24 protein-coding genes, 3 tRNA genes and 1 other RNA gene are annotated in these 23,079 nt (G+C 64.2%); 16 read left to right on the top strand and 12 right to left on the bottom strand.

The features are described 5' to 3' along the window. Positions 1-42: 42 nt before the first annotated feature. The 3 genes from A6F65_RS07545 to A6F65_RS07555 form a co-directional block, all read right to left on the bottom strand. Complete coding sequence (locus tag A6F65_RS07545) at positions 43-765, bottom strand: SDR family NAD(P)-dependent oxidoreductase (RefSeq protein WP_067787398.1); 723 nt, start codon at positions 763-765, stop codon at positions 43-45. After that, the gene (gene purF, locus A6F65_RS07550; RefSeq protein ID WP_237164790.1) at positions 762-2,243 is read right to left on the bottom strand and encodes an amidophosphoribosyltransferase; all 1,482 of its coding nucleotides are present in this window, start codon (positions 2,241-2,243) and stop codon (positions 762-764) included. Before purF ends, A6F65_RS07545 begins: the two co-directional genes overlap by 4 nt. A 62-nt stretch (positions 2,244-2,305) precedes the next feature. Further along, positions 2,306-2,382 (bottom strand) — tRNA-Pro (locus A6F65_RS07555). Between the two features lie 101 nt (positions 2,383-2,483). Between A6F65_RS07555 and thyA the strand changes: the two genes are divergently transcribed. The 5 genes from thyA to A6F65_RS07580 all read left to right on the top strand — a co-directional run bounded on the left by thyA (position 2,484) and on the right by A6F65_RS07580 (position 7,434). Then, a complete protein-coding gene (thyA, locus tag A6F65_RS07560) occupies positions 2,484-3,431 on the top strand; it encodes a thymidylate synthase (protein ID WP_067787403.1) in 948 nt (315 codons plus the stop codon). Positions 3,432-3,554: 123 nt separating this feature from the next. Next, positions 3,555-4,850, top strand: a complete 1,296-nt coding sequence (locus A6F65_RS07565) for a thiamine pyrophosphate-dependent enzyme (RefSeq protein WP_067787405.1) — start codon at positions 3,555-3,557, stop codon at positions 4,848-4,850. A gap of 62 nt (positions 4,851-4,912) precedes the next feature. Beyond that, entirely contained in the window at positions 4,913-5,911 is a 999-nt protein-coding gene (locus A6F65_RS07570) for an alpha-ketoacid dehydrogenase subunit beta (protein ID WP_067790290.1), read from the top strand. Between the two features lie 4 nt (positions 5,912-5,915). Further along, positions 5,916-7,244, top strand: coding sequence for a dihydrolipoamide acetyltransferase family protein (locus A6F65_RS07575; protein WP_067787407.1), 1,329 nt, complete (start codon positions 5,916-5,918; stop codon positions 7,242-7,244). A 113-nt stretch (positions 7,245-7,357) separates the two neighbouring features. Then, positions 7,358-7,434 (top strand) — tRNA-Asp (locus A6F65_RS07580). 30 nt (positions 7,435-7,464) lie between these two features. On the opposite strand, the gene A6F65_RS07585 is transcribed toward A6F65_RS07580, so the two are convergent. The 6 genes from A6F65_RS07585 to A6F65_RS07605 form a co-directional block, all read right to left on the bottom strand. Further along, positions 7,465-8,310, bottom strand: coding sequence for a ThuA domain-containing protein (locus A6F65_RS07585; protein WP_067787409.1), 846 nt, complete (start codon positions 8,308-8,310; stop codon positions 7,465-7,467). After that, on the bottom strand, positions 8,307-8,531 hold the full coding sequence (locus tag A6F65_RS07590; RefSeq protein ID WP_067787411.1) for a DUF2842 domain-containing protein: 225 nt from the start codon (positions 8,529-8,531) through the stop codon (positions 8,307-8,309). Before A6F65_RS07590 ends, A6F65_RS07585 begins: the two co-directional genes overlap by 4 nt. Beyond that, positions 8,528-9,109 carry a 5-formyltetrahydrofolate cyclo-ligase gene (locus tag A6F65_RS07595; protein WP_067790293.1) on the bottom strand — a complete coding sequence of 194 codons (582 nt, stop codon included), beginning with the start codon at positions 9,107-9,109 and terminating at the stop codon, positions 8,528-8,530. Before A6F65_RS07595 ends, A6F65_RS07590 begins: the two co-directional genes overlap by 4 nt. A 52-nt stretch (positions 9,110-9,161) precedes the next feature. Then, positions 9,162-9,331: non-coding RNA, 6S RNA (ssrS, locus tag A6F65_RS13245), on the bottom strand. Between the two features lie 10 nt (positions 9,332-9,341). Then, positions 9,342-9,656: a cell division protein ZapA gene (locus tag A6F65_RS07600; RefSeq protein WP_067787413.1), complete on the bottom strand. Its 315-nt coding sequence runs from the start codon at positions 9,654-9,656 to the stop codon at positions 9,342-9,344. Continuing rightward, the gene (locus A6F65_RS07605; RefSeq protein ID WP_067787415.1) at positions 9,653-9,847 is read right to left on the bottom strand and encodes a hypothetical protein; all 195 of its coding nucleotides are present in this window, start codon (positions 9,845-9,847) and stop codon (positions 9,653-9,655) included. Before A6F65_RS07605 ends, A6F65_RS07600 begins: the two co-directional genes overlap by 4 nt. A gap of 200 nt (positions 9,848-10,047) precedes the next feature. On the opposite strand from A6F65_RS07605, the gene tkt reads away from it, so the two are divergent. From tkt to A6F65_RS07620, 3 genes are read left to right on the top strand one after another with little or no spacing between them, the layout of a single operon-like run. Beyond that, entirely contained in the window at positions 10,048-12,033 is a 1,986-nt protein-coding gene (gene tkt, locus A6F65_RS07610; protein WP_067787417.1) for a transketolase, read from the top strand. 15 nt (positions 12,034-12,048) lie between these two features. Next, a complete protein-coding gene (gene gap / locus A6F65_RS07615) occupies positions 12,049-13,056 on the top strand; it encodes a type I glyceraldehyde-3-phosphate dehydrogenase (RefSeq protein ID WP_067787419.1) in 1,008 nt (335 codons plus the stop codon). Between the two features lie 28 nt (positions 13,057-13,084). Beyond that, positions 13,085-14,284 (top strand): phosphoglycerate kinase, encoded by a 1,200-nt coding sequence (locus A6F65_RS07620; protein ID WP_067787421.1) that lies wholly within the window; start codon positions 13,085-13,087, stop codon positions 14,282-14,284. Here A6F65_RS07620 and A6F65_RS07625 read toward each other — a convergent pair. Next, entirely contained in the window at positions 14,281-15,039 is a 759-nt protein-coding gene (locus tag A6F65_RS07625; protein ID WP_067787423.1) for a flavodoxin family protein, read from the bottom strand. The two genes, A6F65_RS07620 and A6F65_RS07625, sit on opposite strands and share 4 nt — an antisense overlap. 132 nt (positions 15,040-15,171) lie before the next feature. Here A6F65_RS07625 and A6F65_RS07630 point away from each other — a divergent pair, with 132 nt between their 5' ends. After that, positions 15,172-16,071 (top strand): fructose bisphosphate aldolase, encoded by a 900-nt coding sequence (locus A6F65_RS07630; protein WP_067787426.1) that lies wholly within the window; start codon positions 15,172-15,174, stop codon positions 16,069-16,071. A 9-nt stretch (positions 16,072-16,080) separates the two neighbouring features. On the opposite strand, the gene A6F65_RS07635 is transcribed toward A6F65_RS07630, so the two are convergent. Then, entirely contained in the window at positions 16,081-16,458 is a 378-nt protein-coding gene (locus A6F65_RS07635) for a hypothetical protein (protein ID WP_067787428.1), read from the bottom strand. A gap of 74 nt (positions 16,459-16,532) precedes the next feature. On the opposite strand from A6F65_RS07635, the gene thiE reads away from it, so the two are divergent. From thiE to A6F65_RS07650, 3 genes are read left to right on the top strand one after another with little or no spacing between them, the layout of a single operon-like run. Continuing rightward, the gene (thiE, locus tag A6F65_RS07640) at positions 16,533-17,150 is read left to right on the top strand and encodes a thiamine phosphate synthase (protein WP_067787430.1); all 618 of its coding nucleotides are present in this window, start codon (positions 16,533-16,535) and stop codon (positions 17,148-17,150) included. Positions 17,151-17,204: 54 nt separating this feature from the next. Then, positions 17,205-18,407 (top strand): L,D-transpeptidase family protein, encoded by a 1,203-nt coding sequence (locus A6F65_RS07645; protein WP_067787432.1) that lies wholly within the window; start codon positions 17,205-17,207, stop codon positions 18,405-18,407. 5 nt (positions 18,408-18,412) lie between these two features. Beyond that, positions 18,413-19,081, top strand: a complete 669-nt coding sequence (locus A6F65_RS07650; RefSeq protein ID WP_067790296.1) for a M23 family metallopeptidase — start codon at positions 18,413-18,415, stop codon at positions 19,079-19,081. Between the two features lie 12 nt (positions 19,082-19,093). Here A6F65_RS07650 and A6F65_RS07655 read toward each other — a convergent pair whose 3' ends face one another. After that, positions 19,094-19,450, bottom strand: a complete 357-nt coding sequence (locus tag A6F65_RS07655) for an elongation factor P (protein WP_157093091.1) — start codon at positions 19,448-19,450, stop codon at positions 19,094-19,096. Positions 19,451-19,600: 150 nt separating this feature from the next. Between A6F65_RS07655 and efp the strand changes: the two genes are divergently transcribed. The 4 genes from efp (at position 19,601) to A6F65_RS07675 (ending at position 23,055) form a co-directional block, all read left to right on the top strand. Continuing rightward, positions 19,601-20,164, top strand: coding sequence for an elongation factor P (gene efp / locus A6F65_RS07660; RefSeq protein ID WP_067787434.1), 564 nt, complete (start codon positions 19,601-19,603; stop codon positions 20,162-20,164). A gap of 7 nt (positions 20,165-20,171) precedes the next feature. Continuing rightward, complete coding sequence (locus A6F65_RS07665) at positions 20,172-20,993, top strand: inositol monophosphatase family protein (protein WP_067787436.1); 822 nt, start codon at positions 20,172-20,174, stop codon at positions 20,991-20,993. Positions 20,994-21,051: 58 nt separating this feature from the next. After that, positions 21,052-21,136 (top strand) — tRNA-Leu (locus tag A6F65_RS07670). 83 nt (positions 21,137-21,219) lie between these two features. Continuing rightward, a complete protein-coding gene (locus A6F65_RS07675) occupies positions 21,220-23,055 on the top strand; it encodes an SLC13 family permease (protein WP_067790302.1) in 1,836 nt (611 codons plus the stop codon). Positions 23,056-23,079 lie beyond the last annotated feature (24 nt).

Here is a 23,079-nt window from a genome sequence, read left to right on the forward strand (position 1 = left end):
AGGGATGGGCGCGCCGGGTTAATGCGGACTTGCGAAAGATGGTTAGGAAATCTTTACCACGCGCTCTCGGTGGCTGGTCTCGAAGCCTTCCGAAACCAATGCGAGGATGCGGTCTGCCACGTCCTCGGGCGGCTTCACGGTTGAAGGATCCTCGCCCGGATAGGCGCGGGCCCGCATGACGGTGCGCGTTGCGCCCGGATCGACTATAGCGAGTTTTACTTCGCTGATTTTCTCGACCTCCTGCGCGTAGCTTTCCAGCAGATTGTCGAAGGCGGCCTTGGTCGCGCCATAGGCGCTCCAGTAAGCGCGCGGCTCGGCGCCAACGGAACTGGTCAGGCCGATCACCCGCGCGGCGGGGGCGCGCTTCAACAGAGGGTCGAAATTGGCCAGCAGCGCCTGCGTTGCCAGCACGTTCAGCGTCAGAGCGGTGTTGAAGCCCTTGGCCTCTATCTGCGTGACGGGTGTCAGGGCGGGCAGGAAAGCGGCGTTGATCACCATGATGTCCAGCCGGTCCCACCGCTCGGCGACGGCATTGGCGAGGCGGGCGATGGAGTCGCTTTCGGCCAGGTCCAGCGGGGCGATGGTGGCCGTGCCGCCCGCCTCGTGGATCTTATCCTCCACGCCTTCCAGGTCCTTCACGGTGCGGGCTGTCAGGACGACATGCGCCCCGGCCGAAGCCAGCGCGATGGCCGTTGCTGCGCCGATGCCCCGGCTTGCACCGGTGACGAGGGCGACCTGCCCTTCGAGGGGACGCTCGCTGCTCATTCCTTGCCCACTGGCAGGCTGAGCTGCGCCGATTGCGCCTGCCGTGCGGCAAGATCGGTCAGCGGGGTGGGGTAGTCTCCGGTAAAGCAGGCGTCGCAATATTGCGGGCACGCGGTGTTGCGGCCCTTCAGGCCGACCGCGCGGTACAGGCCGTCGATGGACACGAAGGCCAGGCTGTCCGCCTGGATGTATTCGCACATCGCATCGACATCCATGCGGCCGGCCAGCAGCTTGGACCGCTCCGGCGTGTCGACCCCGTAATAGCAGCCATGGCCTGTGGGGGGGCTGGCGACGCGGAAATGCACTTCCTTGGCCCCGGCATCGCGCATCATCTGCACGATCTTCAGGCTGGTCGTCCCGCGCACGATGGAATCGTCGATCAGGACGATACGCTTGCCCTCGACCAGCGAGCGATTGGCATTGTGCTTGCGCTTCACGCTGGCATGGCGCGCGCCGTCGGAAGGCTGGATGAAGGTACGGCCGACATAGTGGCTGCGGATGATGCCCAGCTCGAACGGGATGCCGCTTTGCTGAGAATAACCGATGGCGGCGGGCGTCCCGCTGTCGGGTACGGGGATCACGTAATCGGCATCGCAGTGGTTCTCGCGCGCCAGCTCCACGCCGATCTGCTTGCGCGATTCATAGACCGAGTGGCCGCCGAAATAGCTGTCCGGCCGGCTGAAATAGACATGCTCGAAGATGCAGGGGCGCGGGGAGGGATTGCCGAAGGGGCGATGCGAGCGAACAGTGCCGTCGAAATCGACCTCCACCAGCTCGCCCGGCTCCACTTCGCGGACGAATTCTGCGCCGACGACGTCCAGTGCCACCGTCTCGCTGGCAAAAATCGTTGCGTCGCCCAGCTGGCCCATCACCAGCGGCCGGATGCCCAGCGGGTCGCGGCAGGCGGCCATTCCGCGCGGGGTCATGATGACCAGCGCATAAGCGCCTTCCACCAGGCGCAGTGCGTCGGTAATCTTGTCCAGCATCGTGGGATACCGGCTCGTCGCAACAAGGTGGATGATGACCTCTGTGTCGCTGGTGGACTGGAAGATCGCGCCCTTTTCCACCAGTTCGGAGCGCAGCGCACCGGCGTTGGAAATATTCCCGTTATGCGCAACGGCAAAGCCGCCGCTGGCGAGCTCCGCATATAGCGGCTGCACATTGCGCAGGCCGGACCCGCCGGTGGTGGAATAGCGCACATGGCCCGCAGCCATTGTCCCGGGCAATTCTGCGATGCTCTCGCCGGTACTGAAATTGTCAGCCACGTGGCCGATCCCGCGGCGGTTGAAAAACTCCGCGCCGTCGAAGCTGACGATGCCGACGGCTTCCTGCCCGCGGTGTTGCAGGGCATGCAGGCCCAGCGCGGTGGCGGCAGCCGCATCCGCTGCGCCAATGATGCCGAAGACGCCGCATTCCTCATGCAGCTTGTCGCCGTCGAAAGTCTCGTGAGTATCGAAGGTGTGCATCGGTCTCGCCATTGCCCGCAGCCGCGCCCCCAATGGCGAGGCAGCGGCAGCATTACAAGAGGGCTGTGATGAATTGGTCGGGGAGAGAGGATTCGAACCTCCGGCCCCTGCCTCCCGAAGACAGTGCTCTACCAGGCTGAGCTACTCCCCGACCGGCGCGGCCCGCCACATGGGCGGGTGCGAGGCAGGCGCGCCCTATAGGCAGGGGCGGGCGGGGTGGCAAGCGGGCATTTTTGGGTTTAGCGCAGTTGCATGGCAGCGCACGACACCGGCTCCGATTCTCCGCATTGGGAACAGCAATATCTCAGCCTGATGCGCCGCATCTGGACAGAGGGGGACGAGCGCGTCGATCGCACCGGCGTGGGCACGCGGGCGATATTCGGCACGCAATTGCGGTTCGACCTGTCCGGGAATCGCGTGCCCTTGCTGACCACCAAGCGCGTTTTCTGGAAGGCCGCCGCGCGCGAGATGCTGTGGTTCCTGACCGGAAATACCAACATCCGCCCGCTGCTGCAGCAGGGCGTCACCATCTGGTCGGACTGGCCTCTGAAGAAATATCGCGAGGCAACCGGCGAGGATATCGCGCAGGACGCTTTCGAGCAGCGCGTGGTCGATGACGTGGATTTTGCTGCCCGCTGGGGGGAACTTGGCCCGGTCTATGGCAAGCAGTGGGTCGACTGGCCGACATATGAGCCGGACGGGCAGGGCGGTTTCCGGCAGGGCAATGGCATCAACCAGGTCCAGCAGGTGGTGGACAGCCTGCGCTCAAGTCCGGGAAGCCGGCGGCACATTATCGAAGGCTGGAACGTGGCGGAGCTGGACGGGATGGCCCTGCCGCCATGCCACAAGACATACCAGTTCTGCGTGGCGGACGGGAAACTGACGGGCATTCTTTACCAGCGCAGCTGCGACGTGGCGCTGGGGCTGCCTTTCAACCTGTTCGGGGCCGCGCTGCTGACGCGCATGCTGGCGCATCAGGCCGGGTTGGAGCCAGGGGAACTGGTTTGGATGGGCGGCGACACGCACCTGTACCTGAACCATACCGAGCTGGTCGAAGCGCAGCTGGAACGGGAACCAGCGGGCCAGCCAAGGCTTGAAATCGCAAGGAAGCCGGACACGATCTTCGATTACCGGTTCGAGGATTTCGCAGTCGAGGACTACGCGCCGCAGGGCGTCCTGCGCGCGCCGGTCGCGGTTTGATCTGCCGGTTGACGGCCCGTTTGCAGGCCCGGTTGACCCTGTGCGCGGCGTATAATAATATGTCGCACGAATAGAATATCCTTTCGGGCGCATCCGACGCCCGGCAGGCTTTGGGAGAGGCTTATGGCGGACAAGCAGCCACCTGCAGGGGACAATCGCCCCAAATTGGCCCTGCACGTTCCGGAACCGAAATATCGCCCCGGCGACGCGGTGGACTATTCCGACATCGATATTGGCGAACCGGGCAGCATGTCGCGCCCGGATGAAACCTGCTCGCCCGACACCATGCGCGACCATGCCTATGGGCTGGTGCGGGTGCTGGGCGATGACGACAACGCCGCCGGTCCGTGGGATCCGCGCCTTTCGCCCGACACGCTGCGCACGATGATGCGCAATTTTGCCATGGTCCGCGCCTTCGACGAGCGGATGTTCCGCGGGCAGCGGCAGGGCAAGACCAGCTTCTACATGAAGTGCACCGGTGAGGAGGCGACCAGCGTCGCTGCCGCCATGGCGCTGGCAGCGGATGACATGGTCTTCCCCAGCTATCGCCAGCAGGGCATCCTGATCGCGCGCGGTTACCCACTGGTGGAGATGATCAACCAGATCTACTCCAACAAGGGTGACAAGCTGAAGGGCCGCCAGCTGCCCATCATGTATTCCAGCCGGGAGCACAGCTTCTTCAGCATCTCCGGCAACCTCGCCACGCAGACGCCGCAGGCGGTGGGCTGGGCGATGGCCAGTGCGATCAAGGGCGACAGCCGCATCGCCGCCACATGGGTTGGCGAGGGCAGCACTGCAGAGGGGGATTTCCACTCCGCCTGCACATTCGCCGCCGTCTATAACGCGCCGGTCATTCTGAACGTGATCAACAACCAGTGGGCCATTTCCAGCTTCAGCGGTTTTGCCGGGGCGGAGCGCACGACCTTCGCCGCCCGCGCGCTGGGCTATGGCCTCGCCGGTCTTCGCGTGGACGGCAACGATGCGCTGGCATGCTACGCCGCGCAGCAATGGGCCGCCAATCGCGCCCGCGCCAATGGCGGGCCCACGCTGATCGAATACTTCACCTATCGCGCAGAAGGGCACTCCACATCCGACGATCCCTCCGGCTATCGCAGCGCGCAGGAGCGTGAGGAATGGCCGCTGGGCGATCCCGTGATGCGCCTGAAGAAGCACCTCATCGCCCTGGGCGAATGGGACGAGGAGCGGCAGGAAGCCATGGACCGCGAATGCGCGGAACTGGTGAAGGCTGCCACCAAGGAAGCCGAGAAGAACGGCATCCTGGGCCACGGCCTGCACCACCCGTTCCGCACGATGTTCCAGGACGTCTACGAAGACATTCCCTGGCATCTCGAGGAGCAGGCCGCGCAGGCCAAACACGAACGCGAGGTCAAATGGCCCGGAGAGGAGCCGTGGTCGTGAGCACGCAGGTAAAGAACAAGAAGGGCGCCGAGACCGGCGCGGATGGCGAACGCCGCCTCAACATGATCGAGGCGATCAACGACGCGCTCGACATCATGCTGGAACGCGATCCCGATGTGATCGTGATGGGCGAGGATATCGGCTATTTCGGCGGCGTGTTCCGCTGCACGGCCGGGCTGCAGGAAAAGCACGGCAAGACGCGCGTCTTCGACACGCCGATCTCCGAATGCGGCATTATCGGCGTGGCCGTGGGCATGGGCGCTTATGGCCTTCGCCCGGTGCCCGAAATCCAGTTTGCCGATTACATCTATCCCGGACTGGACCAGCTGATCAGCGAGGCCGCGCGCCTGCGCTATCGCTCTGCCACCGAATATATCGCGCCGCTGACGGTCCGCAGCCCGTTTGGCGGCGGCATCTTCGGCGGGCAGACTCACAGCCAGAGCCCGGAAGCCATCTTCACCCATGTCGCGGGCCTGAAGACGGTCATTCCCGCCACGCCCTACGATGCGAAGGGACTGCTGATTTCGTGCATCGAAGACAATGATCCGGTCATCTTCTTCGAGCCCAAGCGGATCTATAACGGCCCCTTCAGCGGTTTTTACGACAAGCCGGTGGAGCCGTGGAAGCGCCATGCCGACAGCGTGGTGCCCGAAGGCCATTACTCCATCCCGCTGGGCAAGGCGCGCACCGTTACCGAAGGCGAGCAGCTTACCGTTCTCACCTACGGGACCATGGTCCACGTTACGGAGGCCGTATGCCGCGAGCAGGGGATCGAGGCCAATATCCTGGACCTTCGCACGCTGGTGCCGCTCGATATCGAGGCCATCGAGGAAAGCGTCCGCAAGACCGGTCGCTGCCTGATCGTGCATGAGGCGACGCGAACATCCGGCTTCGGCGCGGAGCTTTCCGCCCTGGTAACCGAACGGTGCTTCTACCACCTCGAAGCGCCGGTGGAGCGCGTGACCGGTTTCGACACTCCCTATCCGCACAGCCTGGAATGGGCCTATTTCCCCGGCCCCGTCCGCATTGGCGAGGCAATCGACAAGATCCTGAAGGACTGACGCGATGAGCAAGTTCACATTCAACATGCCCGACGTGGGCGAGGGCGTGGCCGAAGCGGAAATCGTCGGCTGGCAGGTCAAGGTCGGCGACATGGTCGAGGAAGACCAGCACCTGGTCGACGTGATGACCGACAAGGCCACGATCGACATCGAGAGCCCCGTGACCGGCAAGGTGCTGGAAGTGGCCGGTGAAGAAGGCGACATCGTCTCGGTCGGCGCGATGCTGCTGGTCATCGAGGTCGAAGGCGAGGAGGCCGAAACCGCGCCTGCACCTGCGCCGAAAGCCGAGGTGGTAGAGGAGCGGATCGAGGTCGAGAACCCCGATGCCAGCGATGCGGATGACGCAATTGAGCGGGGGCAGGACGAGCGTCCTTCGACAAGCTCAAGACAAGCGGACGTTGCATCCGAGACATCTTCACCCGCTCAGCCTGAGCCTGACGAAGGCCCGGGCAAATCTTCTGCGAAGGTCCTGGCCACCCCGGCGGTGCGCCAGCGTGCGCGGGATCTCGGGATCGACCTTTCCGAGGTCAAACCATCCGAGGGCGGCCGTGTGCGGCACGGCGACCTCGACCAGTTCCTCAGCTACAATTCCGGTGGCGGCTACGGCTCGGCCCGCGGCGCACGTGCTGACGAGGCCATCAAGGTCATCGGCCTGCGCAAGCGGATTGCCGAGAACATGGCAGCGTCCAAGCGGGCGATCCCGCACTTCTCCTATGTCGAGGAGTGCGATGTCACCGAGCTGGAGAAACTGCGCGGCGATCTGAATGCGGACCGCGGTGACAAGCCGAAGCTGACGCTGCTGCCGCTGATCATCAGCGCGATCTGCCGCAGCCTGCCAGGTTTCCCGATGATCAACGCCCGCTTCGATGATGAAGCGAATGTCGTCACGCGCCATGGCAGCGTGCACCTGGGCATGGCGACGATGACCGACAACGGCCTGATGGTCCCCGTGATCCGCGACGCGCAGTCCCGGAACCTGTGGCAGCTGGCGAACGAGATCGCGCGGCTGGCTGACGCCGCCCGCACAGGCAAGGCGAAGAGCGAGGAGCTGTCCGGCTCCACGCTGACCGTCACATCGCTGGGCCCGCTTGGCGGCGTTGCGACCACGCCGGTTATCAACCGGCCCGAAGTGGCGATAATCGGCCCCAACCGGATCGTGGAGCGGCCAATGTTCGTTTCCGACGGCATGGGCGGCGAACGAATCGAGAAGCGCAAGCTGATGAATATCTCCATCAGCTGCGATCACCGCGTGGTGGATGGATACGATGCCGCTGCCTTCGTCCAGCAGCTCAAGAAGCTGCTCGAAACGCCGGCGTTGCTGCTGGCGAATTGAGCGTTTGCACAAGGAAATTGCCTGTCGGTGAAATTCCCTTTCGACAGGCCATTGACAGGGCCGCACCGCTGGCATAGTGGCGCGGCTCCCAAGGGGCGCTACAGCGCAAATGCGCGGGTGTAGCTCAGTTGGTTAGAGTATCGGCCTGTCACGCCGAGGGTCGCGGGTTCGAGTCCCGTCACTCGCGCCACCTTGGGATTTTTACTGCCCTGAATGACAATCAGCAGCCGGCCGCTGCGCCGCTGCCTGCGGCGCGTGTCCAGGCAATGGCGTTGGCCAGGAACCGCCTGTAAATCGGGTCCCGGTAATTGCTCTGGTCGTGCCCGATGGCGGAATAGACGACGCGCCCGTTGCCCATACACCGCGCCCACGCGATGGGATGCTGGGCGGGATCGTTCCCCATACGCAGGTCTTGCTGTGGGCCGTAAAGCAGGTTTTCTGGGCTGTATGTGTTTTCGTCGAGGCCAAGCAGGGGCGTTGCCCCTTCCAGCGCGGCCGTTCCATCGAAACTGTACCACTCGTCCGTCAATAGCCAGTCAGCCGGTATGCCATGCATTACCGGATGCTTGGGCGCCAGGTTCACAACGCGCGCCTGCTGGAATTGCGGATCTGCTGGATGGCCGATGAATTCTGGGCCAATCACCTTTTTGTCGTACCAAGGCCAGTCCGTGTGCGAGTTGTCGCCCGATCCATGCAGCGCGACGAGTGCGCCGCCTGCCAGGATCCATTGCTGCAATGCCGCTTCCTGTGCGGGCGACAGGGAATCACCGCTGACATTATTGAATATCATGATATCGAAGCGCGCCAGATGGCCAGGCCCGAATACCGCCGCATTCTCGGTTGTGAAAAATCCCAGGCCTGCGTCGGTGGTGTAGTCGGCAAGGAACAGGCTGGCCCCGGCAATTCCTTCATTGTGCCGCCAGCCGCGTGTCTTGGAAAAGACCAGCATGGCCGGCTGCGCCAAATATTCGGAAATCTCCGGCGGTCGCGCATCGTAGAGCGAAGAGGGCGGCACGCTGGCGCAGGCGGCAAGGCCGGCACAAAGCAGGGCAGCCCAGGATTTCACTCCGGCGGGCTCCAGCGGCCGGTTTCCATCCAGATCAGGAAGCGGCGCAGCGGCAGCAGCCATACCACCCCGAAGAAGGTGTAGACGATCGTCTGCAGCAGCGCGTGCCAGCCGCCGATGATGCCGGGCATGTAGCGGGCGATTACGAGCCCATAGGCCAGCAGGGCGATGGACAGCAGCACGATGCCGAAGGGGATGCGCCAGGTGGGCTCGGTTCTCATGCGTAAGGTCCGTAGATGCGGGTGGGGGTGACGATGGCCGTCAGGGGTTCGTCATGCGGCTCGCGCGGGAGGCTGTTCACATACTGCATGTCCCAGGCCATACCGATCGCAGCGACCGGATGGGCGGACAGGAAGCGGTCGTAATAGCCGCCGCCCTGGCCCAGCCGCCAGCCATTGTCCGTAAAGGCCACCAGCGGCACGAAGACGACGTCCGGCGTGCATATCTCGGCGTCCGCGGCCGGTTCGCGCGTGCCGTGCGGGCCTTCGACAAGGTCGCTCAGCTCCCACGGGTCTGTGTGGATGCGGAATGTCATCGCGCCGTCGCCGTCTTCGATACGCGGCAGGGCGATCTTGTGGCCGTTGTCCTGAAAGTACCGGGCATAGCTCTGCGCCGGCGCTTCGCCCGGGACGGCATGGTAAAGGCCGATCACCGCGTCTTCGCGGACCAGCTCCATCAGGGGCGCGGGCGGGCGGCTGAAAACCAGCGCGCTGACCTGCGCGGGCAGGGCGGCAGCATGTTCGCGCCTATCGCGGCGCATCGCTGCGCGCAGGTCTCGCTTCTGGGAATGGATGTCCATGCCGCGCAACATAGGGCCGCTGGCCGCGTATGCCAGTCCCGGCAGGTGGTGTGGCGGAACCACCATGGGTCGTTACCGGGGAAATCCTCTGACGCCTAAACGTCAGGTGGGCGCCGTATACCCTGGCCCCCAGGACGAACCCGTTAACCAGGGCAGGGACAGCTCCCTAGGAATGCTTATAGCCTCAGGGATGTTCGATCGGCTCGTGCCGGGCAGTCCCGCCGCAGCCTATCTAGGTGGTGCTGGCACCATCCTCAAGCGCGGCGGCGAGGCTTTCGAGCCGATCGGCGAGATTTTCCAGCGGCACGGCGATATCGGCCAGCGCGCTGCCCTTTACGGCGCCGCCGCGTTCCAGGTCGTAATTCTCGTCCGCCAGCAGCAGCGCGCCATACAGCAGCGTGCGCTCAGCCGATTGCCCGGCGAGGTTGTCTATGGTGGACAGGCGCCGGTCGATCTTTTCGGCCAGCATCGCGATATGCGGTTCTTCGCCCTCACCGCAATTGATGGTGTATTTGCGGCCCGCGAGTGTGACGGTGACGTTGCTCACTGCGAAATGTCCGCAATCAGCCGGTCGAGTTCGGCAAGCGCGGCCTGTGTGTTCTCACGCAGGGCCTCTTCACGCGCTGAGGCGCCGTCCGACGCAGGCTGCCGCGAAGCCATCTCCGCAGCGCCGCGTTCGATACGCGCCGCAGCCTCCTGGATCCGGGTGATGGCCCGTGAAACGCGCTCTGTTTCCATGCGGCGCAGAATATGCGCTTTGCTCGCGCTTGCAAAGGCTTGCGCTCCATGGCTGTGAAAAAGTCCGCGATCGTCGTGCGGTAATGGGTGGTCTGCCCCCTCCCTCGCCTTGACGGGGCAGGGAGCCTCCGCGATGCAGGCGGCGCGTCGAATCGCCTGAATTAGCGCGGGCGAACATGCCGCCGACAGGAGCCTTGCCAATGAGCCTCGAAGCCGACCGCCTGCAGCAGATGGCGAACGCCGTCCGCGCACTTTCCATGGATGCGGTTCAGGCGGCGAATTCGGGGCATCCCGGCATGCCGATGGGCATGGCCGATGTGGCGACCGTGCTGTGGACGGAATACCTCAAGCATGACCCTGCGGCGCCCGATTGGGCCGACCGCGACCGCTTCGTGCTGTCCGCCGGGCATGGCTCCATGCTCATCTACAGCCTGCTGCACCTGACCGGCTATGCCCGCCCGACCTTGCAGGAAATCCGCGATTTCCGCCAGCTGGGCAGCCCGTGCGCCGGTCATCCGGAAAACTTCCTGCTGGACGGCGTGGAAGCCACCACCGGCCCGCTGGGCCAGGGCCTGGCGATGGCCGTGGGCATGGCCATGGCGGAGCGGCATCTGAATGCCGTTTACGGCGACCCGCTCGTCGATCATCGGACCTGGGTGGTCGCGGGCGATGGCTGCCTGATGGAAGGCATCAATCACGAGGCCATCGGCCTGGCCGGACACCTGAAGCTCGGCCGATTGAATGTGCTGTGGGACGACAACAACATCACCATCGATGGCGGTGTGGACCTGTCGAGCAGCGAGGATGTGAAGGCGCGCTACCTCTCGGCTGGCTGGCACGTCACCGAATGCGACGGGCATGACTTCGGCGCGATCCGCAAGGCGCTGGACGAAGCCGCCGCCGATCCGCGCCCTAGCCTGGTCGCCTGCAAGACTGTGATCGGCAAGGGCGCGCCCAACAAGCAGGGCACCAGCGGCGTGCACGGCTCGCCGCTCGGCGATGCGGAAGTCAGCGCGGCACGCGAGACGCTGGGCTGGGAGCACGCCCCGTTCGAAGTGCCCGAACAGGTCCTCTCCGACTGGCGCGAAGCCGGGACGCGGGGCCAGTCTGCGCACTCTGAATGGAAGGACCGCGCCGCGCAGCACGACACCACCGGAGAATTCGCGGACCGGATGGCGGGCAAGCTGCCTGCGATGGACGATTTCGATGGCGCTCTGGCCGAATGGCTCAGCGGCGAGCAGAAGGTGGCGACGCGCAAGGCATCCGAAATGGTGCTGGAGAAGCTCACGGCCATGATCCCGGCGATGGTGGGCGGAAGCGCCGACCTGACCGGATCGAACAACACCAAGACGGCGTCCACCTCCGCCTTCACCGCGCAGAATTACGACGGGCGCTACGTCTATTACGGCATCCGCGAATTCGGCATGGCGGCGGCCATGAATGGCATGGCGCTGCATGGCGGCGTGATCCCCTATGGCGGCACCTTCCTGATCTTCAGCGATTACTGCCGTAATGCGATCCGCCTGGCCGCGCTGCAGAAGGTGCGCAGCATCTTCGTGCTGACGCATGACAGCATCGGGCTGGGCGAGGACGGGCCGACTCACCAGCCGGCGGAGCAGGTGATGAGCCTGCGCTTGATCCCCAATCTCAACGTCTATCGCCCCGCCGACCTCGTCGAGACGGCGGAGTGTTGGAAGCTGGCGCTGGAAACGCCCGAGACGCCGAGCGCGATCTGCCTGACCCGCCAGGGCCTGCCGCAGGTGCGCAGCGACAACGCCATGGCGAGCGGCAAGGGCGCCTATCGCCTTCGCGCCGCCTCCGCCGAGCGCAAGGTCATCCTGATGGCCACCGGCTCCGAGGTCCATCTGGCGCTGGAATGCGCGGACAAGCTGGAAGCGGACGGCATCGGTGCGGACGTGATTTCAATGCCTTGCATGGAATTGTTCGAGCAGCAGGACGAGGCTTACAAGGCCGACCTGCTGCCCAATGTGCCGCCGGAGCAGATACTGCGCGTCAGCATCGAGGCGGGCGTCACGCTGGGCTGGGAACGCTACACCATGGCCAACGGCCTCAACATCGGTCTCGACCGCTTCGGCGCCAGCGCGCCGGGCGATGAACTCTTCAAGCACTTCGGCTTCACCGCAGACGCGATCGTGCCGAAAATCATGAACAAACTGAACGGATAAGCAGGAGCACTTCACATGGCGACGAAGGTTTCAATCAACGGTTTCGGGCGCATCGGACGCCTCGTGGCGCGGGCCATCCTGGAGCGTGACGATCACGACCTGGAACTGGTGGCGATCAATGACCTGGCCGATACGAACGCCAATGCCCTGCTGTTCGGCTTTGACAGCACGCACGGCCGCTTCCCCGGCACGGTGGAAGTGGATGGATCGAACCTTGTCGTGAACGGCAAGACCATCGCCGTGACCAGCGAGCGTGACCCCGGCAATTTGCCGCACAAGGAGATGGGGATCGACATCGTGCTGGAATGCACGGGCTTCTTCCAGAGCCACAGCGCAGCCAAGCCGCACCTCGACGCAGGGGCCAAGCGCGTCCTGATCTCCGCCCCCGCGAAGGAAGTGACCGCCACTGTCGTTTACGGTGTGAACCACGATACGCTGACGGCCGACGATGTTATCGTTTCCAACGCCAGCTGCACCACCAACTGCCTCAGCCCGGTCGCCAAGGTGCTGCATGAGCTGGTGGGTATCGAGCGCGGCTTCATGACCACGATCCACAGCTACACCAATGACCAGCGCATGCTGGACCAGATGCACAGCGACATGCGCCGTGCGCGCGGCGGGGCGCAGAACATGATCCCCACCACCACCGGCGCAGCCCGCGCCGTGGGCCTGGTGCTGCCGGAACTGGCGGGCAAGCTGGACGGCTCCTCCGTCCGCGTGCCGACGCCGAATGTCTCGCTGATCGACCTGGTTTTCACGCCGGGCCGCGACACGAGCGCCGAAGAGATGAATGCCGCGCTGAAGGCCGCTGCGGAAGGCGCCATGAAGGGCGTGCTGGATTACACGGACAAGCCGCTGGTCAGCAGCGACTTCAACCACCACCCGGCCAGCTCCACGGTGGACAGCCTCGAAACCGCGGTGTTGGAAGGCAAGCTCGCCCGCGTGGTCAGCTGGTATGACAACGAATGGGGCTTCTCCAACCGCATGATCGACACCGCCGGCGTGATGGCGAAGTTCCTCTAACCGCGCCTTTCGCGCACCGGAGTACCCGATGGCAGGCTTCAAGACCCTCGACGACCTTGGCGATATTGCCGGCAAGGTCGCACTCGTCCGCGTCGACCTGAACCTGCCGATGAATGGCGGCCGGGCGACGGACGTCACGCGGGTAGAGGCTGCGAAGCCGACCATCCTGGAATTGACGCGCAAGGGCGCAAAGGTCCTGTTGCTCGCCCATTTCGGGCGGCCGAAGGGCCAGCGCCACTCCACGCTCTCCACCAGCATGGTGCAGGACGATCTGGAAGACGTACTGGGTAAGGAGATCATGTTTATCTCCGAAGTGGCCGGGCCGGTGGTCGAGCAATCGATCGGCATCCTGTCCGATGGGGATATCGGCCTGCTGGACAACGTCCGTTTCTGGCAGGGCGAGGAGGCGAATGACGCCGATTTCGCAAGGGGCATCGCGGCGCACGGCGATTTCTACGTCAATGACGCTTTCTCCGCCGCGCACCGGGCGCATGCCACAACCGAGGGGCTGGCGCGGTTGCTGCCCGCCTATGCCGGCCGCGCGATGGAAGCGGAGCTGAAGGCGCTCGATGCGGCGCTCGGCACGCCCGAGCAGCCGGTTGCGGCAGTCGTAGGCGGGGCGAAAGTCTCGACCAAGCTTGACGTGCTGCACAACCTCGTCGGCAAGGTGCAGCACCTGATCATCGGCGGCGGCATGGCCAACACCTTCCTCGCCGCGCGCGGCGTGGATGTGGGCAAGAGCCTGTGCGAGCACGACCTCACCGATACCGCCAACACAATCATGGACGAGGCCGACCATGCCGGCTGCACCGTCCACCTGCCTTACGATGTGGTGGTTGCGAAGGAATTTGCCGCAAACCCGGCATCCTTGCGCACCTGCAACGTGCACGAAGTCGCCGAGGACGAGATGATCCTCGACATCGGCCCGCAGGCCGTCGAGGCTTTGGGCGATGTACTGAAGACCTGCCGCACGCTGGTGTGGAACGGCCCGCTCGGCGCCTTCGAAACCGCGCCTTTTGATGAGGCCACCGTAGCTCTCGCGCGCACAGCCGCCGCGTTGACGCAAGATGGCTCGCTGGTTTCCGTGGCCGGTGGCGGCGATACCGTCGCCGCTCTGGCCCACGCCGGTGTGAAGGAGGATTTCACCTTCGTCTCAACCGCAGGTGGTGCCTTCCTCGAATGGATGGAAGGAAAAGAACTGCCGGGCGTGGCAGCGCTAACCGCCTAACGATACTCCGGATTGGGCGCGTCGAAGCGCCGGCCTTCGTTCCACAAGTCGACCGAATTGCCGTGGCAGGGAATGCCGCCTGCATCCTTCAGCATGCGGGCCATGTGCATCAGGTTCCAGGTCATGAAAGTGGTGTTGCGGCGCGTGAAATCGTTGTCGAAGCCGACATAGCCGCTGCCGTCTTCCTTCGCGTCGCCATAGCTGGGGCCTGGGCCAGCCTCTCCGATCCAGCCCGCATCGGCCTGCGGCGGGATGGTGTAGCCGACATGCTGCAGGGAATAGAGCACGCCCATGCCGACATGCTTGATGCCGTCCTCGTTACCAGTGACGATGCAGCCGCCCACCTTGCCGTAGAAGATATACTGGCCCCGCTCATTGCGCTGGCCGGAATGGGCATAGAGCCGCTCGATCAGGCGCTGGCAGACGGATGATTTCTCGCCCAGCCAGATGGGCGTGCCAACGATCAGTATGTCGGCGGCTTCCACCTTTTCCCACACCTGCGGCCAGTCGTCCGCGTCATGGCCGTGCTCGGTCATGTCGGGATAGACGCCGGGGGCGATGTCATGGTCCACCAGCCGGACCTGTTCCAGCGAGACGCCGTTCCTGACCAGGATCGTCTCGCACACGCCGAGCAGTTTGTCCGTGTGCGAACCGTCCGGGGATTTCTTCAAAGTGCAGTTGATGGTCAGCGCGCGAAGATCGCTGAAATCGGTGGTGTTTTCATCGCACAGTTTCTGTTGCGTCTCATCGAGCATCTGGTCACTTCCCGTTGCTGCCTTGCCAACACTACGCGCCGGGCTGGAAAAGGTTACCGGTCCGGGTTGCGGCAGGGGGGCAGGGCGGCTATCCGGCGCGCGCATACGAATGCAGGAAAAGTGGAGCTACAGATGACCTTCGAAGAGATGCGCCAGACTATTGCCGATGGCGACGGCTTTATCGCTGCGCTGGACCAGTCGGGCGGCTCCACGCCCAAGGCGCTGGCGGGTTACGGTGTCTCCGAAGACGAATATTCGGGCGACGAGGAGATGTTCGCCAAGATCCACGAAATGCGCTGCCGCATCGTGGAAAGCTCCGCCTTCACCGGTGAGAAGGTTATCGGTGCGATCCTGTTCGAAAAGACCATGGAAGGCTGCAACCCCGATGGCATTTCCATCCCGGAACGCCTGTCCGGCAAGGGCATCGTCCCCTTCCTGAAGGTCGACAAAGGCATGCATGACACCGAAAACGGTGTGCAGCTGATGAAGCCGATGCCGGAACTGGACGCAAACTGCGCCCGCGCGAAAGAGCTGGGCGTATTCGGCACGAAGATGCGCAGCGTTGTCCATGAGGCCAATGACGAAGGCATCGCCGCCAATGTCGCGCAGCAGATGGATTTCGGCCTGCAGATCCTGGGCAACGGCCTGGTCCCGATGCTGGAGCCGGAAGTCAGCCTGAAGAGCGAGACCCGCGGTGAGGCGGAGGCGCTGCTGCTGAAGCATGCGCTGGACCAGATGGAGCGTGTGCCGGACGGCCAGCAGGTGATGTGGAAGCTGACGCTGCCGGTGCAGCCTGACACTTACAAGGCGCTGGTCGATCATCCCAAGGTGCTACGCGTCGTGGCGCTTTCCGGCGGTTACTCGCGCGAGGAAGCCTGTGCGGAGCTTGCCAAGAACAGCGGAATGGTTGCCAGTTTCAGCCGTGCCTTGCTGGAAGAACTGCGCGCCCAGATGGACGAGCAGACTTTCGACCGCGCGCTGGAAACGGCAATCGACACGATCTATTGCGCCAGCATTGCTCCGGATCGCTGATTGGGCGGTTCAGTCGCCTGCGCGGCGAAAGCCGAAGCGGTAATCCTCGGTAAGTGGCTTCAGGCCTTCCTCCGCCTTCGGGCGGGCGGAGAAGAATTCGATGCTGCGCCCGCGCGCCTCGAACGTTTCGCCAAGGGCGATCTCGCGCAGCTCCCCGCCGGTGCTGTCGGTGAGCTGGGCTGAGACCACGAGACGGCCGGCCCAGACGCATTCCACGCCTTCTGGGCAGCGGCTGTCCTCGATCACTTCGATGGGGGCGATGGACAGGCCATCCAGCACCGCCACCTCGCCCAGCCGGGCATGGGCCACACGGTCATCGATATTGTAGCGGACGCAGCCGGTCAGCGTGGCGGCAGCGGCGAGGGTGAGGAGCGTGGTGCGGATCATGGCGCCGACCCTGCGCCCGCAATGCGTGACTGTCCACCTTGGCGCTGGCACTTTGCTGGGTTAGGGGCCGCAGCATGACCGAATGCCAGCTTTACCTGATTTCCCCGCCCGTCATGAACAACGGTTTCGCCGACCGGCTCATTGCCGCAATCGAGGCGGGGCCCGTCACCGCATTCCAGTTCCGCGTAAAGGACATGGACCAGCACGAGGCTGCGCGCCTGGCAGCGCCCCTGCAGGCCATCTGCGCGGAACGTGAAGTCGGCTTCATCGTCAACGACTCGATCCCGCTGGCCAAGCGCCTGAAAGCCGATGGCGTGCATCTGGGGCAAGGTGACGGAACTGTGGCCGAAGCGCGCGATGCGTTGGGCAGCGATGCGCAGGTCGGTGTCACGTGCCACGCCAGCCGCCACCTGGCGATGGAGGCAGGCGAAGCGGGCGCGGATTACGTCGCGTTCGGCAGTTTCTTCCCTAGCCAGACGAAACAGAGCGAGCACCGCCCCGAGACCGACCTGCTGGAATGGTGGAGCGGCCTGTTCGAAATTCCCTGCGTTGCCATTGGCGGCATCACTCCGGAAAACTGCGCGCCGCTGGTGCAGGCAGGCGCGGACTTCCTCGCCGTGAGCAACGCGGTCTGGGCGGCGGAAGACCCCGCCGAAGCTGTCCGGGCCCTTGCCAAGACCATGCGCGGGTAATCGGTCAGGCACACATCGCCATCCGCAGCGTTGGAAGGGGCAAAGGAGAATTCCATGCGCCATATCCTCGCCACTACCGCCCTCTTCGCCCTCGCTGCCTGCGGCCTTAACGGGGCGGACAATGCGGAGGATGACGCCTCGGCCAGTGCATCGGACGCGAATGCCTCTGACGCTTCTTCCAGCGACAATGCCGCCGACAGCATGGCGAGCCGCGATCCCGCTCCGGGCGAGCAGGTGCAGGACGACATGCCCGATAGTGAAGAGCGGCCGATGATGCAGCTGCAGGTCGTGCTGGACCGCGAAGGTTTCGGCCCCGGCGTGATCGACGGCAAGATGGGCATGAGCACCGAGAACGCCCTGTCCGGCTTCCAGGAGGCGAACGGCCTCGAGGTCACCGGCAAACATGACGCGGCTACCAAGGAGAAGCTGTCCAAATGGGACAACATCTCCGCCACGCGGGTGGTTACCATTCCGGCGGAGTGGGGCGAGATCGACTTTGCCGACATCCCGGAGGACACGGCGGCCAAGGCCAAGATGGACAATCTGGGCTACAAGAGCCTCGACGAAAAGCTTGCCGAGCGTTTTCACACGACCGTGGAAGTGCTTCGCCAGCTGAACCCCGGTGGCAAGCCCGCCGGCATGGCCTCGGATGCCGGATCGCCCGAAAGCGGGACCGAAGCGTCACCTTCGCCATCCGCATCCGCGTCAAAGGGTTCGGGTGATGGATACTTCCAGCCCGGGCAGCAGATTCGCGTGCCCAATGTCGGGGCCGACCGGATCGATCCGAACGCCGTCACTGACAAGGGTTGGCAGCAGACGCTCGCCGCGCTGGGTGTCGGGACTGAGCAGCCGGAGGTCGACCGCATCGTCGTCAGCAAGTCGGAAGACACGCTGAAGGCCTATAGCGGGGACAAGCTGGTGGCGATGTTTACCGTCAGCTCGGGCTCCAGCGAATTTCCCCTGCCGCTTGGCGAGTGGGATATCGTGGGAGAGGCTTACAACCCACCATACAGCTACGATCCCGAAGTGCTGGGGCAGGGCGAGGGCAAGACCTACACCCTCCCGCCCGGCCCGAATGGTCCTGTAGGCGTGATCTGGATCGACCTGAGCAAGGAGCACTACGGAATCCATGGCACGCCGGACCCGGAAACCATCGGCCGCGCGCAGTCGAGCGGCTGCGTCCGCCTGACGAATTGGGATGCGGCGCGGCTTGCAGGGATGGTCAACACCAGCACTAAGGTGATATTCGAAGCCTGATGGCAATGAACCGCACCCTTGACCGGATAACCACTGCGCTGGTGACAGCGACGGTGGTGTCTGCCGGGTGGATCCTGTTCGGCAGCTATTTCCTGACCGGGCGATCCCTGGGCGGGTCGGAGATCGAGGCCGAGGCGCCAGCTAGCGCGATGCCGGCGCCCGGGCAAAGCCCTGCCGAAACCAGCGCGGCCTCACAGCATGGCGAAGCAACCATCCGCCCGTCCCGGGAAGAGACATACCAGCTGACCATTCCCGTGCTCGACGTGAGCGCGGACGAACTGACCGACAGCTATTCGGATGACCGCGCGGGCGGCAGTCGGTTGCATGAGGCGATCGACATCATGGCCCCGACCGGGACCAGCGTTATCGCGGCTGCGCCGGGAGAGGTGGAGCGGATATTCCTGTCGGATGCCGGCGGGAAGACGGTGTATGTTCGCTCACCCGATAGGCTGACGATCTATTACTACGCCCATCTGGACGATTATGCGCCGGGCCTGAAGGAAGGCCAGACGATCCGGCGCGGTCAGCGGCTGGGTACGGTGGGGTCCAGCGGCAATGCGGACCCGGAGGCCCCGCACCTTCACTTCGCCATCATGCGGACCACCAAGGATGCCCAATGGTGGGAGCCTTCGACGGCGATCAACCCCTATCCGCTTTTGACCCGCGAGCGGTAATTATCGCCGGGCTCAGCGCGCCATGCGTATGCAGCGAAGGCGGCTTTCCTTACCATCAGCGTCCAGCTTGCGCATGAAGCCGTCTCGCACCTGGCGATAACGCTCGCCCTTGCGGGGGCCTGTGGTGAACTGCAGCGTGCCGCCGCGAAACAGGTAGATGCCTTCGCCGCCGTTGCCTGAATAGCGCGACGCGCTCTTGATCCGGAAATCCATGTCCGGCTGGGGGACGGCAACCGCGCCTGCCGCATTGCCCGGCAATTCGCAGGCATACTGGCCGCGCATGACGGTATCGATGCGGTCCTGCGCCGATCCGGGCGCTGCCGTGCAGGCAAGTGCGCCAAGGGCGATGAGGGTAATGGTCTTTTCCATGATGGGGCGCGCATAGCACCGCATCTTTGCCGCGTCATGAACGGCGCGCACGCCTTGCGGGCATTGCTTGCGGGGCGGGCGAGTGTCGGCTAGTGCGCGGCACAATCCTGCCACCTGCGGCAGACCAGTCCAAAATTTGCGAGAACACCCATGAAGATCAGCGGCGTCGATATCCGCCCCGGCAACATCCTGGAATATGAAGGCGGCATCTGGAAAGTCGCCAAGATCCAGCACACGCAGCCGGGCAAGGGCGGTGCATACATGCAGGTGGAAATGAAGAACCTGCAGGACGGCCGAAAGACCAACGTCCGCTTCCGCAGCGCCGATACGGTCGAGAAGGTTCGCCTCGACACGCGCGAATACCAGTTCCTTTATGAAGATGGCGAGATGCTGGTCTTCATGGACGGCGATACTTACGAGCAGATCAACCTGCCGAGCGACCTGCTGGGCGATGCACGCCCCTTCCTGCAGGACGGGATGCAGGTGCAGCTGGAACTGTGGGAAGAGAAGCCCATTTCCGTCCAGCTCCCCGCCCAGATCGAAGCCGAAATCGTCGAAGCCGATGCCGTGGTGAAGGGCCAGACTGCGTCCTCCAGCTACAAGCCGGCCGTGCTGGACAATGGCGTGCGCATCATGGTGCCGCCGCACATCGAAAGTGGGACGCGTATCGTCGTTGACGTGTACGAGCAGTCCTACGTCGGCAAGGCGGGCTGATCGGACCATGCCTGCACTTTCCGGCATCATTCGCGTCATGGAAAAGGCTGCCCGCAAGGCGGGCGGCAAGCTGCGCCGTGACTTTGGCGAGATCGAGCACTTGCAGGTCAGCCGCAAGGGGCCGAGCGATTTCGTGTCCAAGGCCGATCGCCAGGCCGAGCGTGCCCTGTGGGACGAGCTGACCGCAGCGCGGCCCGGCTACGGCTTCGAGCTGGAAGAAGGCGGCACGATCGAGGGCGAGGAAGGCAAGCCGCGCTTCATCATCGATCCGCTGGATGGCACGTCCAACTTCCTGCACGGCATCCCGCACTTCGCGATCAGTATCGCGGTGCAGGAACCCAAGCTGGACGGCTCCGGCTGGGGCGATGTCACCGCCGCCCTGATTTACCAACCGATCACGGACGAGACCTTCTGGGCGGAGAAGACACGCGGTGCATGGCTGCATGATGGCCGCCTGCGCGTGTCCGGTCGCCGGACCATGTCCGAGGCGCTGATTGCCACTGGTATGCCGTTCCAGGGCCACGGCGATTTTGCCGAATGGTCCAAGATATTCGCCGCACTCGGCCCGCAGATCGCGGGCGTGCGCCGTTTCGGCAGCGCTGCACTCGACCTCGCATGGGTTGCAGCAGGCCGGTATGACGGTTTCTGGGAAAGTGGCCTCAACCCCTGGGATACGGCAGCCGGTTGCCTGCTGGTGCGCGAAGCGGGCGGTTTTGTGTCCGATTACCGCGGCCGCAGCCCGGAAATCTGCGCCGAACAGGTCATCGCCGGTAACGACCCGCTGCATTCGCGTCTGCACAAGGCGATCGCGACGGCACTCAAGAACTGACGGTTACGCCTCCCTTGAAGAGGCTGGCGCGCTCGGCTAGGCGCGCCTTCGTGGTCCTGCCTCCGTGGCGGAATTGGTAGACGCGCTCGACTCAAAATCGAGTTTCTTACGAAGTGCCGGTTCGAGTCCGGCCGGGGGTACCACGAAATGATGCCGGGCAGTGCCGACGCTTGCCCCTTGGCATTAACTCTTGTTTTCCAATCCTGCGTCTGGAAACGAGGGCTTCATGCCGCTTGACGCCCCTTCCTATCACGCGATTGCAGCCATGGTGATTACGGTCGCCATGTTCATCGGCTTCGTTCGCGGTCGGCTTTCGGTCGAGATTGTCTCGCTGCTGACCATCGCGGTCATCGGGGTGGGCCTGTATTTCTTCCCGCTGGAAGGCACGCAGCCGACCGACGGCCTGGTGCTGGCGTTTGCCGGCTTCGGACACCCTGCGCTTATAACCATCTGCGCACTGATGATTCTGGGCCGCGGCCTTGTGGTGACGGGCGCTCTGGAGCCCGCCGCGCGGGCACTGGAAATGGTCTGGAAGTGGAATTTGCAGGCGGGCATGCTGTTCTCGCTGGTGCTGGCCATGGGACTTTCCATGGTCGTGAACGATACGCCCGTGCTGGTTCTTTTGATGCCGATCTTCGTGGCACTGGCCCAGCGCGGCGCGATGCCGGCATCCAAGACGCTGATCCCGCTGAACGCAGCGGTCCTGATCGGCGGCATGGCGACTACAATCGGCACGTCGACCAACCTGCTGGTCGTCGCCATCGCGGTTGATCTGGGCCTGCCGCAGATGTCGGTCTTCCATTACACGCATATCGTCCTGATCGCGGCTCTGGTTGCACTGCCTTACATGTGGCTGGTGATGCCGCGCCTCCTGCCGGACAATACGCCAGAGCAGACCGGTGCAATGCGGCGCTTCTACAGCTATTTGCGCGTCAATCCGCAAAGCGAACTGGACGGCCTGAGGCTGGACGAGGTTGCGAGCAAGCTGCCGGATGATTTCCGTTTCGAGGGCAAGCCGGCCGATGCATTGGACGCGGGCAGTCGCCATCTCGTCTCCGGCACGCACGAAGGGCTGGAGGGCGCGATCCGCGTACTGCGAGGGCAGGTGGCCCCGGCATGGGTGATTGACCAGATCTCCGACCGATCGAAGGCCCGGGGCGAAGATATCCAGGCGGTCGAAATGGTCGTGACCGCCGACAGCCGCATCATCGGGCGTACGCTGGCAACATCGGGTATCGCCGATCTCTACGGCGTCGCGGTGCTGGGTGTGCACAAACCCAAGCGCCTGCTGGCCGATGACGAGACGGTGTTCCGCAACGACATCCGTATCGCGGAAGGCGACGTGCTGCTGGTGATGGGCATTGCCGAGGAGCTGGAAAACTTCGCATCGGGTGACAGCCTGCTGCAGTTGGAAGGCGGGCAGGAAATGCCGCGCCGGTCCAAGGCTCTGCTGGCGGGCGCAATCATGGCCGGTTCGGTCGCGCTGGCATCGGTCGGCCTGCCTTTCATCGGCTCCGAAGGGTTTTACCTGCTGAAGGTGCCGATTGCGATTTCGGCGCTGGCGGGCGCCATCATCATGTTCGTGACGGGCTGCGTGAAGTTCGACCGCGTCGGACGCGCCTTGTCCGGCAAGGTCATCGTGCTGGTGGCCGCCAGTATAGCCATCGGGCGTATCGTGCTGGAAAGCGGGGCTGCGGCGTGGCTGGGCGAAGGCTTGTCGTTGGGGCTGCAATACCTGCCAGCCGCAGGTGTGTTGGCCGCCATCATGCTGTTCGTAACGGTGCTGACGAATTTCGCGTCCAACGCGACGGCAGCCACTGTCGGGACGCCGATTGCCTTTGCGATCGCCGTAGAGCTGGGCCTGCCTCCGGAACCGCTGGTCCTGGCCGTCCTGTTCGGCTGTAATCTGTGTTACGCGACCCCGATTGCCTACCAGACGAACATGCTGATCATGGCCGAGGGGAATTACCGCTTCGGGGATTATGTCAGGACGGGTGTCCCGCTCGTGCTGCTGATGGTGGCCACGCTGTCCACGCTGCTGGCCATCGCTTACGGGATGTAACGGCGCGCTGGCAGCTGCGCGCCT

Origin of the sequence: Paraurantiacibacter namhicola (assembly GCF_001687545.1) — a bacterium.
Classification (GTDB): domain Bacteria; phylum Pseudomonadota; class Alphaproteobacteria; order Sphingomonadales; family Sphingomonadaceae; genus Paraurantiacibacter; species Paraurantiacibacter namhicola.

What these genes read in the sequence shown, in the direction of transcription:
- A6F65_RS07645 (WP_067787432.1), top strand. Translation starts at nt 17,205, where the DNA reads ATGCGCCATATCCTCGCCACTACCGCCCTCTTCGCCCTCGCTGCCTGC.
- A6F65_RS07575 (WP_067787407.1), top strand. Translation starts at nt 5,916, where the DNA reads ATGAGCAAGTTCACATTCAACATGCCCGACGTGGGCGAGGGCGTGGCC.
- A6F65_RS07570 (WP_067790290.1), top strand. Translation starts at nt 4,913, where the DNA reads ATGATCGAGGCGATCAACGACGCGCTCGACATCATGCTGGAACGCGAT.
- thyA (WP_067787403.1), top strand. Translation starts at nt 2,484, where the DNA reads ATGGCAGCGCACGACACCGGCTCCGATTCTCCGCATTGGGAACAGCAA.
- A6F65_RS07655 (WP_157093091.1), bottom strand. Translation starts at nt 19,450, where the DNA reads ATGGAAAAGACCATTACCCTCATCGCCCTTGGCGCACTTGCCTGCACG.
- A6F65_RS07605 (WP_067787415.1), bottom strand. Translation starts at nt 9,847, where the DNA reads ATGGAAACAGAGCGCGTTTCACGGGCCATCACCCGGATCCAGGAGGCT.
- thiE (WP_067787430.1), top strand. Translation starts at nt 16,533, where the DNA reads ATGACCGAATGCCAGCTTTACCTGATTTCCCCGCCCGTCATGAACAAC.
- A6F65_RS07590 (WP_067787411.1), bottom strand. Translation starts at nt 8,531, where the DNA reads ATGAGAACCGAGCCCACCTGGCGCATCCCCTTCGGCATCGTGCTGCTG.
- A6F65_RS07545 (WP_067787398.1), bottom strand. Translation starts at nt 765, where the DNA reads ATGAGCAGCGAGCGTCCCCTCGAAGGGCAGGTCGCCCTCGTCACCGGT.
- gap (WP_067787419.1), top strand. Translation starts at nt 12,049, where the DNA reads ATGGCGACGAAGGTTTCAATCAACGGTTTCGGGCGCATCGGACGCCTC.
- A6F65_RS07630 (WP_067787426.1), top strand. Translation starts at nt 15,172, where the DNA reads ATGACCTTCGAAGAGATGCGCCAGACTATTGCCGATGGCGACGGCTTT.
- A6F65_RS07650 (WP_067790296.1), top strand. Translation starts at nt 18,413, where the DNA reads ATGAACCGCACCCTTGACCGGATAACCACTGCGCTGGTGACAGCGACG.
- tkt (WP_067787417.1), top strand. Translation starts at nt 10,048, where the DNA reads ATGAGCCTCGAAGCCGACCGCCTGCAGCAGATGGCGAACGCCGTCCGC.
- A6F65_RS07595 (WP_067790293.1), bottom strand. Translation starts at nt 9,109, where the DNA reads ATGGACATCCATTCCCAGAAGCGAGACCTGCGCGCAGCGATGCGCCGC.
- purF (WP_237164790.1), bottom strand. Translation starts at nt 2,243, where the DNA reads ATGGCGAGACCGATGCACACCTTCGATACTCACGAGACTTTCGACGGC.
- efp (WP_067787434.1), top strand. Translation starts at nt 19,601, where the DNA reads ATGAAGATCAGCGGCGTCGATATCCGCCCCGGCAACATCCTGGAATAT.
- A6F65_RS07675 (WP_067790302.1), top strand. Translation starts at nt 21,220, where the DNA reads ATGCCGCTTGACGCCCCTTCCTATCACGCGATTGCAGCCATGGTGATT.
- A6F65_RS07665 (WP_067787436.1), top strand. Translation starts at nt 20,172, where the DNA reads ATGCCTGCACTTTCCGGCATCATTCGCGTCATGGAAAAGGCTGCCCGC.
- A6F65_RS07620 (WP_067787421.1), top strand. Translation starts at nt 13,085, where the DNA reads ATGGCAGGCTTCAAGACCCTCGACGACCTTGGCGATATTGCCGGCAAG.
- A6F65_RS07565 (WP_067787405.1), top strand. Translation starts at nt 3,555, where the DNA reads ATGGCGGACAAGCAGCCACCTGCAGGGGACAATCGCCCCAAATTGGCC.
- A6F65_RS07635 (WP_067787428.1), bottom strand. Translation starts at nt 16,458, where the DNA reads ATGATCCGCACCACGCTCCTCACCCTCGCCGCTGCCGCCACGCTGACC.
- A6F65_RS07625 (WP_067787423.1), bottom strand. Translation starts at nt 15,039, where the DNA reads ATGCTCGATGAGACGCAACAGAAACTGTGCGATGAAAACACCACCGAT.